We start from the raw sequence: 13,593 nt of genomic DNA, 5'->3' as shown, positions 1-13,593 counted from the left end.
AAAATTTATATAAGTGTTATGTAGTTTTGGCTGTTTTGCAATGATTGCTATATTTATCTAGTACAACTTACATTAAAGTACACGTATTATTGGCTATTTAGCCATCATTTATTTATAGGTTTAGAGTTAAGTGAAATTACAAAATATCTCTGACGAAGCACAAAAAATAACGCAGTTTGTTGCAAGGCAACCCATTTTTGATATTAATCAAAATGTGTTTTCGTATGAGCTTCTTTATCGAGATTCGGCTAATAATGCGTTTCCTGCAGGTACTTCTGATACGCATGCTACCAGTCGGCTGTTTTTCAATGCGTTAATGCTATTAGGGCTTGATAGGCTAACAGCACATCACTTAGCGTTTATAAATTTATCATCAGAAACTATTTTAGATAACTTTCCTAAACTCTTATTACCAGAGAACAGCGTAATTGAAATTGTGGAGCGCACAGGCAATATCCCTGCGGTGGCAAAACGTGTGCAAGAGTTAAAAAAAGAAGGGTATATTTTTGCATTAGATGATTACGATGGGGACTCTAAATGGGAGCCTTTATTAGCACATGTTGATTATATAAAAATAGAAATAGACGAACCGGTTATTAAAACCAACATGCGCATAAAAAAAATCAAACGCGCTAACCCTCATGCAAAAATAATTGTAGAAAGAATAGAAACGCATGAGCAATTTAATGTGCTAAAAGAAGCTGGGTGTGATTTATTTCAGGGGTTCTTTTTTTCTCGTCCAGAAATGATTACCTATAAGGGCGTAGAGCCATCGAAGTTAACGGTATTTGACTTATTGCGCTTTACCGCTAAAAAAACGCTTTGCTTTAAAGAGGTTCATCAGCGAGTAGCAAGAGATGTAGCCATTACCGCTAGGGTATTAAAGTTAGCAAATGCGCGCTCAGGAAAAGCAAACTTAAAAATCACCTCTATTTCACAAGCCGTTATTTATTTAGGCGAAGACACTATAAGGCAATTTGTACGTGTTTTAGCAATTAGTGAGTTAGGAGTTGAAAAACCAACAGAGCTGACCAAACTAGCCCTAACTCGTGCGCAGTTTATGTCGCTTATATTGGAGCAAAATAATAAGGACTTAACCGAGCAGGGTTATCTTGTTGGTTTGTTCTCTGTGCTAGATGCTATTTTAGATGCTGATTTAAAAGATATAGTTAACGAGTTCACCTTAGATGCAGCTATATCAGATGCATTACTCCTGGAGAGCGGTGTCTTAGGGAGTTGTTTATCGCTTATAAAAGAATTTGAATTAGATAATACAGATGAAGCGATGATTCAATTAGCCAAAATAGACCCTGAGCTACATATTGGCCATATATTTAATTTTTTATTGGATGCTGTCTTATACAGTGACGACATTATTGAGGCTATAGCAGAATAAATATGCGAAATTGGTTATCGGTTATAAGTGTAGTAATTGCATTAGGCTTACTTTTTCCTGGTATTACAAAACCAGTATTAAGCATTGAAGGTAATATTGATAAATCAAAATTAGCACAAGCTGGTATTGAAATGCTTGCCGAAGAAGGTGATGGCCGTACGCGAAGTATGTTAATGATGTTCTCGAACATGTTAGGGCTCGATAAGTTAGAGGGCGAAATAAGCGCTTATAGCAAAACACAAAGTATTTTGGGCACGGTTAAAGAGCTGGCCAATAACAACAACTTATTTGTAGCTGCTTTAGTGGCGTTATTTTCTATTGTTATTCCAAGCTTAAAGCTACTTATGCAACTACTGTATTGTTGCCTACCTGCGGGTGGCGTTAAGCAAAAACTCGGTTTGGTTATATGTGCACTGAGCAAATGGAGTATGGTTGATGTATTTGTTATTGCATTAATAGTGACCTACCTTGCTGGAAACGCACACGGGAAAAGTGGTGAGTTACTTATTATGAATGCTCAATTTGGCGAAGGTTTTTGGTATTTTTGCGCATATTGTATTTTTGCAATTTTAGCGAGTAACTTAATAAAAACACCGATTACAGTTTCAAAATAACGACTTAAAATTTGTGGCAGCAACTGAGTTGCCATATAATTGCAACCGACATTTATTTTAAAGGCACAACATTGCAGCGTTTTTATTCAAGCTTACTTATCATCACCTTGTTACTCACTTTTGTGGGTCAAGCTGTTGCGTCTGTAGCTATGTTTTGTGAAATGCCGCATGAGGGCGCTAAAACATTCGCACACGTTAAAATGGATATGCCGCAAAGTGATTCCCAAATGCATGAGAACATGTCTCATAACATGATAGCAATGGATTGTTGTGACAACGAAAGCACCCTTAAAAATGAATGTAAATGCCCTATGAGCGGCTGCACTGCTAATTCAATGCTTAATGTTGAAAGCCTATTTAGTGTTACCTTACTTGGCTCTGAGAAGGTGAGTATAAGCGTACCTTCTACACAAATTACGATACCCCGCTCACTTTACCGACCTCCCATGTTTGCTTAATTGCAGGATAGGTGTATTTAAAATTTAGATTTTAAGCTTCAAAAACCGCTAATCACCTTTTCTGCCTTGAAATAAGACTTTTGTTTTCTTTATTTTGGCCGGAGTAGGTAATGAACCTTGCTATAAACTTTAAAATAATATTATGTAGTACTGTGCTTTTGAGTACGGTAGCTAAAGCGCAAAGTACCTTGAACTTACAAGCGCAAAACACCCCCAGTTCAGTCCAAACGCTTAGTTTAGCCAAGGCGCTAAATTATGCACTTACCAATGAGCCATGGCTTAAAGTAAGCAGCGAAATGCAAGCGGCTACTGTATCAAAAAGTATTGCAGCGGGCAGCCTACACGATCCCGTTTTAACTGTTGGGTTATTAAATTTACCAACGAATGGTTATGCGTTTGATCAAGAAGGGATGACGCAGGTAAAAGTAGATTTAAGTCAAAAATTTAGTCGTGGTGATAGCCGAGCCTTACAAACAAAAGCACTAACTCAATTAGCGCAGCAGTATCCTTGGCAACGCGCCGATAGGCTGGCTCAAGTTAAAGCAATTATAACTGAGGCATGGTTAAATGCTTATCGGGCACAACGAAGTATTGACCTAATTGAGCAAGACAAAGGCTTGTTTACTCAGCTAATAGAAATAACAGAGGCAAGTTACGCAAGTACTTTAGGTAAAACCCGTCAGCAAGATATTATTCGTGCACAACTAGAGCTTACCCGCCTTGAAGATAAACTAATTTCGCTTGAGCAGCAATTTGAAGGTGCTAAAAGTCGCCTTGCGCAGTGGCTACCTATGCAAATGTTAATGCAGCCGCTTAATAGTGATTTTATTAAAACGACCCCTTTAATTGACTTTCCACAGTTAGAATTTAACCAGTTAATACCGCTTTTAATGGCTCACCCTGCAATTGTTGCTATAGAAAAAACAGTCACGGCTAAACAAACAGAAGTTACTCTTGCTAAGCAAAGTTACAGGCCTCAAGTGGGCGTTAATGTGGGTTATGGTTATCGAGATGATACGCCTGTGGGAGAAGCGCGAGCTGACTTACTCTCTGTCGGGTTGAGTATCGACTTGCCACTATTTACCGATAACAGACAAGATCAGCAAGTTAAAGCTGCTATTGCAACCGCAGAGGCAACTAAAACACAAAAGCTGGTTGCTCTTCAAAAACTAAAGGGGATGTACTTTAAAGAGTACAGCCAGTTAGCACGGCTAAAAAACGTGAGTTGCTTTATAAAAACACCTTATTACCTCAAGTAGCAGAGCAAGCCCAAGCTACGCTAAATGCTTATACCCGCGATGATGGTGATTTTTCTGAGGTAATGCGTGCGCGTATTAGTGAGCTAAACGCCAAAATAGATGCATTAAATATTACCGTAGATCAGCAAATTATTACTGCCCGCCTTAATTACTATGCAAGTAGTTTAGATACCCAAGTAATGGCCGAGCAAGTAGGAGATACCAATGAATACTAATTTAAAACTACTTATAGCGGGCGCTGTGGGGGCGGGTGTTTTGGCGATAACACAGCAGTTTTTAACAGATAGCTCAGCAGCTGGTGAGCAGCAACATGCCTTAAAAGAACCACTTTATTGGGTTGCGCCAATGGATAGTAATTATAAACGCGATGAGCCGGGCCTTTCGCCTATGGGGATGGATTTAGTCCCTGTTTATAAAGATGATGCTAATAGTAGTCCAGGTACGGTAACTATTTCACCAGAGGTCGTTAATAACTTGGGCGTAAGAACCAGTAAGGTGCAGCTAAAAACCCTACAAAGCGATATTAATACGGTGGGATATGTACAGTACAACCAAGATCAGTTAATTCATATTCATCCACGAGTAGAAGGGTGGTTAGAAACTTTATTTGTAAAAGCACAAGGCGCACAAGTTAAAGCGGGTGAGCCTTTGTATACCTTATATTCCCCTCAATTAGTGAACGCTCAAGAAGAGTTTTTACTAGCAGTAAACCGTAATAATACGGTGCTAATAAGGGCAGCAAAAGCACGTTTAGAATCGTTAAATGTGTCTGATGGGTTTATACAGCGTCTTCAAAATAATAAAAAAGTAATGCAAAACATTACATTTTACGCCCGTGAAAGTGGCGTGGTTGATGAGCTAAATGTACGAGAAGGTTTTTTTGTAAAACCAGGCACATCAATGATGAGTATTGCTCAGTTAGATGAAGTTTGGGTAGAGGCGGAGGTATTTGAGCGACAAGTCGAGCAAGTGAGTGTTGGCTTACCTGTTACTATGACCCTTGATTATTTAAAGGGAGAAAAGTGGCAAGGCAAAGTAGATTATATTTACCCCGCGCTTGATGCTAAAAATCGGACTTTGCGTGTAAGACTCAGATTTAATAATAAAGATCACCGTTTAAAACCTAATATGTTTGCACAAGTAAGCATTCATTCAAGCGCGAGTGAAGCTCACCTCACTGTTCCTAAAGAAGCGGTTATTCGGACTCAGCATCAAAACCGAGTTGTTATCGCAAAAGGTGAGGGGAGATATAAATCGGTGCAAGTAGATGTTGGGCATATTAATAGTAGCGAAGCCGTTATTTTATCGGGCGTTTTAGAGGGCGATACGGTTGTTATCTCGGCGCAGTTTTTAATTGATTCTGAGTCGAGTAAAAGCTCTGACTTTAAGCGAATGGACATGCCTAATTTAGACGCTAGACCACACTCGAATATGAACATGGATATGAAGGCAACTATGCAGCCACAAACAGCTACAGTTAACGGTACTATTAATGCAATAAACTTACAAAATCGTGTCATTAATATTAGCCGTGAGGCCATACCAAAATGGAGTCGAGAGCCTGCCACAATGGATTTTATATTATCGGCAGAGGTAGATATTAGCCAGCTAAAACATGCTCAGTATATTAATTTTACGTTTAGCATTATTAACGATGAATTTGTGGTTACAGATATAAAAGTCGCAAAGCCAAATAGCCACTCTACTATGCAACATAGTTCTCACTAGGAGCCATTATGATAACTGCCATTATTCGCTGGTCTGTTAGCAATCGCTTTTTTGTGTTGTTGCTTACATTAATACTCATGGGGGGAGGGTTATATGCAGTAAAAAATACCCCTGTTGATGCGCTGCCTGATTTATCTGATGTGCAGGTGATTATTAAAACCTCGTATCCCGGGCAAGCCCCTCAAGTTGTGCAAGACCAAGTCACATTTCCGCTTACTTCAGCGATGCTTTCTGTGCCAAGAGCGCAAACAGTAAGAGGTTTTTCGTTTTTTGGCGACTCATATGTTTACGTTATTTTTGATGAAAAAACCGATTTGTATTGGGCGCGAAGCCGCGTGCAAGAATATTTAGGGCAAGTAGCAAAACGCCTTCCGGAAACGGCTAATGCAGAGCTTGGCCCCGATGCAACGGGTGTTGGTTGGATTTACTTATATGCACTGGTTGATAAAACAAATAAGCATGACATTAGCCAATTAAGAAGTTTGCAAGATTGGTTTTTAAAGTTTGAATTACAAACAGTGCCGGGGGTATCAGAAGTTGCAGCCGTAGGTGGCATGGTTAAGCAATATCAAGTAAATGTAGAGCCTGATAAGTTACGCGCATATGGTATTCCGCTTAGCCTGATTCAAACGGCTATAAAGCAAGGCAATCAAGAAATGGGCGCCTCTGTGGTAGAAATGGCTGAGGCTGAATACATGGTAACAAGCACCGGCTATATAAAAAGTGTAGCCGATTTAGAGGCTATTCCCCTTGGTGTAAACGCTAATGGAACTGCGCTGCAATTGCGAGATGTAGCCGACATACGGTTAGGGCCGCAAATGCGGCGCGGTATAGCCGAGCTAAATGGAGAAGGCGAAGTAACTGGCGGCATAGTTATTATGCGCTATGGCGAAAATGCACAAAAAACAATTGAATTGGTAAAAGCAAAATTAGAATCACTCAAAAGAGGATTACCAGAGGGCGTTGAAATAATCCCTGTGTACGATCGCTCCAACTTAATAAGTAACGCGGTTGATAACCTAACCAATAAATTAATTGAAGAGCTGATTGTAGTTGCTTTGGTATGTGTGGTGTTTTTGTTTCATGTGCGCTCATCTTTGGTGGCAATTATTACCTTGCCACTAGGTATTTTAACTGCGTTTATCATTATGTATTGGCAAGGTATTAACGCCAATATAATGTCGTTAGGGGGCATTGCCATTGCCATTGGTGCTATGACCGACGGCGCGATAGTCATGATTGAAAATATGCATAAGCATATGGAAAAAACGCCATTAACTAACGAAAACCGCTGGGAGGTAGTTGTTAAAGCGACTAGTGAAGTCGGCCCTGCATTGTTTTTTAGTTTACTTATTATAACCGTAAGCTTTATGCCGGTATTTATTTTAGAAGCGCAAGAAGGGCGTATGTTTGCGCCACTGGCTTACACTAAAACCTATGCTATGGCAGCGTCTGCTGGGCTTGCGATTACCTTAGTGCCGGTATTAATGGGTTACTTTATTAGAGGTAAAGTTATTTCGGAGCAAAAAAATCCAGTTAACCGATTACTTGTTGCAGCGTATCGGCCATTACTTAACTGGGTGCTTAAATTTCCAAAAATGACATTGGTACTCGCGGTGGTTGTTTCTGTTATTGGCTTTTACCCGGTAAACAAAATAGGCAGTGAATTTATTCCGCCACTCGATGAGGGCGACTTAATGTATATGCCCACAACGTATCCTGGTTTATCGATAGGTAAAGCCCGTGAAATTTTGCAGCAAACCGATAAGTTAATTGCCACGGTGCCAGAGGTTAAATCGGTATTTGGGAAAGTTGGGCGAGCAGAAACTGCAACAGATCCTGCGCCTCTTACAATGATAGAGACGTTTATTCAGCTAAAACCAAAAGACGAATGGCGCGAGGGTATGACCCTTGAAAAGCTTAAAAAAGAACTCGACGGTTTGGTTAAGTTTCCGGGGCTGACGAATGCGTGGGTAATGCCAATTAAAACACGTATTGATATGCTTGCAACGGGCATTAAAACCCCAGTAGGTATTAAAGTTGCGGGACCACAGTTGAGCGAAATTCAAAAAATTGGTCAACAAATAGAAGTGCTTTTAAAAGATGTGCAAGGCACCGCATCGGTTTACTCAGAGCGCGTAGCCGGTGGACGTTACATAAAAGTAGATATAAATCGTGAAAAAGCCGCGCGTTATAGCTTAAACATTAGCGACGTACAGCAAGTTATATCGACTGCAATAGGTGGTACAAACGTAACGCAAACCGTAGAGGGGCAAGAGCGCTACCCTGTTAATTTGCGTTATCCGCAAGCATACAGAGACTCGCCAGAAGAACTAATGTTGTTACCTATTGTAACTCCTTCTGGGCAGCGTATAGCACTTGCTGATGTAGCAGATGTATTTATTGAAGATGGTCCACCTGGTATAAAAAGCGAAAATGCACGTGTAAATGGTTGGGCGCTTATTGATATTGACGGTGTTGATATTGGCACTTACGTACAAAATGCTCAGCAAGTATTAAATAAGCACTTGGTATTGCCTGCTGGTTATTCTATTACATGGGCTGGACAGTACGAATACATGCAGCGAGCCAAAGACAAGCTTACTTACGTATTACCGCTTACTTTAGCGATTATTATTGTATTGCTTTACCTTAATTTTAGAAGCTTTGCTGAAGTGACTATTATTATGGCTACGTTGCCACTAGCGATGATTGGTGGCGTATGGTTAATGTATTTAGAGGGATTTAATTTTTCAGTAGCAGTAGGAGTGGGCTTTATTGCCTTAGCCGGTGTTGCCGTTGAAATTGGCGTAATTATGTTGGTGTATCTAAATCAGGCCTACCAAGAAAAATCCTTAGAAGCTGAGCAAATAGGTAAGCCGCTTAGTTTAATACAGTTACAACAAGCAATTATTGAAGGCGCAGGGCTGCGGGTGCGCCCAGTAATGATGACGGTAGCGACTATTATTATTGGCTTGCTACCAGTGCTTTATGGTACAGGTACTGGCAGCGAAGTAATGAGCCGAATTGCAGCGCCTATGGTTGGCGGCATGATAAGCGCAATTGCCCTTACCTTGGTTGTTATTCCTGCCGTTTACTTATTATGGCGCAAGCAAGGGCTTAAATAACGAAGTAATAGAGCAATGTATTATTTTTAAACCTGATCTGCGCCTAGCAACTAGGCTCAGGTTACTAAAGCATTGCTCTATAAAAATTACCTATAATTTGTAAGTTGTTCTATTAAATGATTCATTATTATTTATCATAATTTTAAGTTTTTGTTTTTAAGTGTTTTTTTGTTGGCATGTTTTACGCAACAAAGTAGTACAGTCAACTTAGTAAGGAACGCACATGCAAGTTAAAACAATTAAAGAAGTGTACGATTGGACCGTTTTATTTCACACACAAATGGCGGCAAATTTTTATAGCGTAAAAGATATACTTGATGAACATAACGCGATGCTGGTGGACTATTACCTAAGTTATGAAAAAAAGCTTGCTGAGGATTTAGTGGGCTTTAAAGCAATTACCGAAATTAATACTTTAGATACTTATAGTTATGAATACTTTGCAGAAAACCCTGATCTGATCACATTTGAAGATATTAGTAAAGATCAGCAGTTTGATGAAAAAGTAATTCAAAACTACTTATCGAGCCAGCATCAAAAGGTGATTGAGCTTTATAAATATTTATTAGAGCGCGCCGAAACAGATAACGGTCAAGAAAAGCTTGGGCAAATATTAGAGCTTGAAGAGCAAGGCTTAAAGCAAATGATGCAAAGCACAAACCGCCATATGGATATGTAGCAACAAAAGCAGGGTGACTCACCTTACTTTTGTTGGCTTATGAGCAGTTAAGCGCTATTCCGACCTTTTTCAAATAGCGCTGTTCTAGCTCTAAATCGGCTTGCAGTAGGGTATGCTCCTGAAGGTAGTTATCGCAAAACTTTATAAATAGCCCGGTACTATTTGCGCTAATTTCCATATTTGGTTTTTGGCTAACTTGTCGTTTTTGATTAAATAAAATCGCTAAACGTAAAATAGTAATAAGCTTAAGAACTTGCTGCTGAGAAATAGTTATAAATTCAGAAAGCTCATCGAGTTTAATTTTTTTACGATAAAAACGAATAAGTGAGCTGAGTATTAGCTGCTCTTGCTGTGTAAAGCCCGGTAACTGGCTATTAGCAACAATATAAGCACTGTGCTTATTAATACCTGATGAGTTAATAGAGAGACCAATTTCGTGTAGTTTTGCTGCCCAAATTAGTAAAGCAACATCGTCTTTATTGTTAAGCTGCCAAGGGGATTTTAAGCGCTCATAAAGCCAAATAGCGGTATCTGAAACCCGTGTCGCGTGAGCTTTATCTACGGTGTATCTGTCGCTAACGTTATTTATTGTGTTACTGCGTATGTCTTTGTCAGCTAACTTTTGCTGCATTTCATGAAGCAGCCCCTCACGCAGTGAAAAATCACTGTAAGTTAGCTCGGTGATTGCAAACTCCCTAAAAATTGCAATTAAAATAGCAAGTCCGCCACACATACTTTGCTGACGTTCTGGTGTTAGTCCTTCAATTTCTAAATTATCAATTTTTTTTGCTTTTATAAATTGTTGTTTCAGGGTTAATAAATCGTCGTAAGTTATACAAGGCTGATGAAGGTTTTGAGCACTCACCATAGCCAATATCGATTTAATAGTTCCTGAGGTACCAATAACGCTTTTCCAGCCCTCTGATATATAATTGGCAAAAATAGCTTCTATTTCTTGTTCTGCTTTTATTTCAGCTTTATTAAAGCGCTTACCATTTATTATGCCGTCACTAAAAAATTGATTGGTGTAACTAACGCATCCCATATTACGGCTTGTAAGTAGTTTATGTTTAAAATGCCTACCAACTATAAGCTCTGTACTACCGCCCCCTATATCAATAACAAGACGGTTATCTTCGTTATGTACATAATGAGCAACCCCTTGATAAATGAGCCGTGCTTCTTCTTGCCCTGCAATTACATCAATATGAAAAGGGAATACTTTATTGGCCTGCGTTAAAAAGGCATGAATATTTTTAGCTCTGCGAAAAGTATAAGTTGCTGCTACTTTTACGTTGCAGGCAGGGAAGTCCTGTAGCGTTTTTGCAAACTGCTTAAGCACAATTAAGGCACGATCAATTGCTTGCTGGCTGAGCCTAAATTTATCATCTAGTCCGTCTGCTAAATATACACGCTGCTTTTCTTTATGCAGAATTTGTAGTGTGCCATCAACTTCGCGAGCAACCACTAAATGAAAGCTATTTGAGCCTAAATCGACGGCTGCTATTGAGGGGTGATCATTCATTATTATAATTGTGTTCCCATTTTTTTAGATGGTCATAAATTGCAATCTGCGAGCGTATTTTTTTTCTGTTTCCGCGTCTTACATACGTATTTTTTTGCTCGCTATCGATTAGCCGCGCTTTAGTACGGTCTTTAAATTGTAGCTCTAAAATATCAATAATGAGCTGTTTTAATTTAGCATCTAAGATTGGTACGCCCACCTCAACACGGTGATCTAGATTACGAGTCATCCAATCGGCAGACGAAATATATACTTTGTCGTCACCGTTATTACCAAATACCATGACTCTAGGGTGCTCTAAAAAACGATCAACAATACTTATTACTCTTATATTGTCGCTAAACTTAGCAAGGCCAGGTATTAATGAGCACATACCACGAACGATAATACGTATTTTAACGCCTCTGCGCCCTGCGTAATAAAGCTTATCAACAAGCTGCTTATCAACTAAATTATTTATTTTTACAGTGATTTTACCGGGATTGCCGTTTTCTACATGCTGAATTTCTTTATCTATTAAATCCAACAGCATATCGCGCGCATTAATAGGAGAAAGCATGAGATATTCAAAATTAAATGGCTTATAGCTGCTTTCTATAAATTTAAATACACTATCGCATTCCTCACAAATACCGGAGTGCTTAGTGAAAAGGCTAAAGTCAGTGTAAATTTTTGCTGTTTTCTCATGAAAATTCCCGGTGCCTATGTGCGCGTATTTCACTATTTTATTTTTCTCTTTGCGATGAATAATACACAGCTTACTGTGTACTTTTAGCGCAGGAATACCAAAAATCACTTTTATGCCAGCACTGCTTAGCACTTTTGCCCACTCAATATTATTTTGCTCATCAAAACGGGCTTTAAGCTCAACCATTACAGTTACTTTTTTGCCATTTTTTGCCGCATTGATTAATGAAGAGATAAGCCGTGATTTACTGGCAACGCGGTAAATATTTACTTTAATTTGCGTCACTACTGGGTCAAATGCAGCCTGGCGTACAAACTCTAGTAAATGATTAAAAGTATGATAGGGGTAATAAAGTAATATATCTTGCTCAGTTATGGCGTCAAATACGCTCGTGTGCTTGTTAAAAGCAGTGCTTTGTAGTGCTGGTAGAGGCTTGTTTTCAAGGTATTGGCGGCCCACATTTGGAAAGGCTATAAAGTCTCTAAAGTTACGATAGCGCCCTGCGGGAATAAGTGCATCGTGATGCGTAACATTTAAACGCTTTTTCATAACTTTTAACATGCCTTCAGGCATCGCTTCATCGTATACAAGACGAACTGGCTCTGCATAAATACGCTGCTTTAGTCCCTTAGACATTTTATCAAGCAAGCCTTCTTCTAGCTCATCATCAAGATTATATTCGGCATCACGAGTTAGTTTTATTGCGTGCCCTTGAATAGTTTCAAAGTTAAAAAAATTACTAAATACGTCATTTAAAAAATATGAAATCACGTCATCTAGCATCACTATTGTTTTACGACGACGTGTTTTTTCAGGCGGTAATATTATAAAGCGAGGAACCCGATCTGTAGGTACTTCAAGCATAGCAAAGTGACTTTTCTCGTCACTCATTTCTACGAACAGATAGGTCATAGTGTCATTTATGTAATCTGAGTAGTCTTTATTTTCGTCGAGTAGAATAGGGGATATATGCTGTAATACGTTGTCGTGAAAATAGTATTTTAACCAATTTAGGTGAAACTCAGTCAACTTTTCGGGGCGATCTACATGGATGTTATGGATGGTTAGGTCGTTTAAAATTTGTTGATGAATTTGATTAAACTTTTTGCCAAGCTGTAATACCTTTTTTTGTATTTGGCTTAGAAGTACTTCGTCTTCTTCAAAATTAGCATCGGGAAGCTTATTCAATAAAATACGACGCTTAACATCGGCAACCCTAACTCTGAAAAACTCATCGAGGTTATTAGAAAAAATGCCTAAAAAACGCATGCGTTCAATAATGGGGTTATTCTTATCTTTTGCTTCTTGCAATACGCGTTCGTTAAACGACAGCCAACTTAGCTCTTTAGCAAAGTACTCGACGGCTTGAGTTTGTTCGGTATGGGCGTTCATACTTTATTCCATAGTTAGATACAAAATAAAATATAGTGCAGATTGATGACATTAACATGACATGCGTGTCACATTTGTGACACGCACAGGTGAATTATGGTTCCTCTACGTCAACAATTAGGTCACTAGTAATGGCTTCGAGTGCGTAAATTACTTCGTCTTTATCCATTCCACTTGGTAAAGTTACGGTTGCAACGGCACTAAATATTGGTACTCCCCAATTAGGGGCGCTTTGTTGCCTTGAATTTAAATGTTTAATGTTAGCGCCTTTATGGCGAATTACACTTGCGAGCTCCTGCACAATACCAGGTCGGTCGTTACCTGTAATAACTAAGTTAAGTTGCTCAAGTGCGCTTGGTTCTACCTCGGTATTACCTGTTTCTATTCTTACATCTAATTTTGGTAGTGTATTGAGTGCATTTTGCAATGACTGGAAGTGCTCCTCAGCAACTTCTAGTTGTATAATGCCAGCAAAATGCCCGAGTAAATGACTTAAATTACTACTAAGCCAGTTACCATGATTTTCTAATACGACTGATGAGATGCTCTCTACTAAACCCGGGCGGTCTTGCCCCAAAATCGTTATAACCAACTGCTTCATAAATAATTCTCTTATTTAAGCCCCAAAAAGTAAATGCGTAGGCATTAAGTGTGATATTAAAAGTGTGATTTAGAAATATATTATTTGCTATTACAAAAGGCGTAAAGTTTAAACTTGCCTACTAG

General features: G+C 39.0%; 9 protein-coding genes and 1 pseudogene. 7 read left to right on the top strand and 3 right to left on the bottom strand.

Features of this window, described 5'->3' with window-relative positions; genetic code table 11:
- Positions 1-130 precede the first annotated feature (130 nt).
- The 7 genes and pseudogenes from ALFOR1_RS14780 (at position 131) to ALFOR1_RS14750 (ending at position 9,262) form a co-directional block, all read left to right on the top strand.
- A complete protein-coding gene (locus tag ALFOR1_RS14780; protein ID WP_058549331.1) occupies positions 131-1,396 on the top strand; it encodes an EAL and HDOD domain-containing protein in 1,266 nt (421 codons plus the stop codon).
- Positions 1,397-1,398: 2 nt separating this feature from the next.
- Positions 1,399-2,010, top strand: coding sequence for a paraquat-inducible protein A (locus tag ALFOR1_RS14775; RefSeq protein ID WP_058549332.1), 612 nt, complete (start codon positions 1,399-1,401; stop codon positions 2,008-2,010).
- A gap of 11 nt (positions 2,011-2,021) precedes the next feature.
- Positions 2,022-2,468 (top strand): hypothetical protein, encoded by a 447-nt coding sequence (locus tag ALFOR1_RS14770; RefSeq protein WP_307723130.1) that lies wholly within the window; start codon positions 2,022-2,024, stop codon positions 2,466-2,468.
- A 110-nt stretch (positions 2,469-2,578) separates the two neighbouring features.
- Positions 2,579-3,942: pseudogene (locus tag ALFOR1_RS14765) on the top strand (TolC family protein).
- Positions 3,932-5,455 (top strand): efflux RND transporter periplasmic adaptor subunit, encoded by a 1,524-nt coding sequence (locus tag ALFOR1_RS14760; protein WP_104643410.1) that lies wholly within the window; start codon positions 3,932-3,934, stop codon positions 5,453-5,455. Before ALFOR1_RS14765 ends, ALFOR1_RS14760 begins: the two are co-directional and overlap by 11 nt.
- An 8-nt stretch (positions 5,456-5,463) precedes the next feature.
- Entirely contained in the window at positions 5,464-8,583 is a 3,120-nt protein-coding gene (locus ALFOR1_RS14755) for an efflux RND transporter permease subunit (RefSeq protein WP_104643409.1), read from the top strand.
- 223 nt (positions 8,584-8,806) lie between these two features.
- Positions 8,807-9,262: a hypothetical protein gene (locus ALFOR1_RS14750; RefSeq protein WP_104643408.1), complete on the top strand. Its 456-nt coding sequence runs from the start codon at positions 8,807-8,809 to the stop codon at positions 9,260-9,262.
- Between the two features lie 37 nt (positions 9,263-9,299).
- Here the strand turns inward: ALFOR1_RS14750 and ALFOR1_RS14745 are convergent, their stop codons facing one another.
- From ALFOR1_RS14745 to ALFOR1_RS14735, 3 genes are all read right to left on the bottom strand, one after another.
- A complete protein-coding gene (locus tag ALFOR1_RS14745; protein WP_058549337.1) occupies positions 9,300-10,787 on the bottom strand; it encodes a Ppx/GppA phosphatase family protein in 1,488 nt (495 codons plus the stop codon).
- Entirely contained in the window at positions 10,780-12,867 is a 2,088-nt protein-coding gene (gene ppk1, locus ALFOR1_RS14740; protein ID WP_104643407.1) for a polyphosphate kinase 1, read from the bottom strand. The genes ALFOR1_RS14745 and ppk1 overlap by 8 nt, the downstream gene beginning before the upstream one ends.
- Positions 12,868-12,961: 94 nt before the next feature.
- Positions 12,962-13,468, bottom strand: a complete 507-nt coding sequence (locus tag ALFOR1_RS14735; RefSeq protein ID WP_104643406.1) for a glycine cleavage system protein R — start codon at positions 13,466-13,468, stop codon at positions 12,962-12,964.
- Between the last annotated feature and the right edge of the window lie 125 nt (positions 13,469-13,593).

The sequence above is a fragment of the Pseudoalteromonas carrageenovora IAM 12662 genome (assembly GCF_900239935.1).
Lineage (GTDB): Bacteria > Pseudomonadota > Gammaproteobacteria > Enterobacterales > Alteromonadaceae > Pseudoalteromonas > Pseudoalteromonas carrageenovora.
This window is presented reverse-complemented; position numbering and strand designations above follow the sequence as displayed.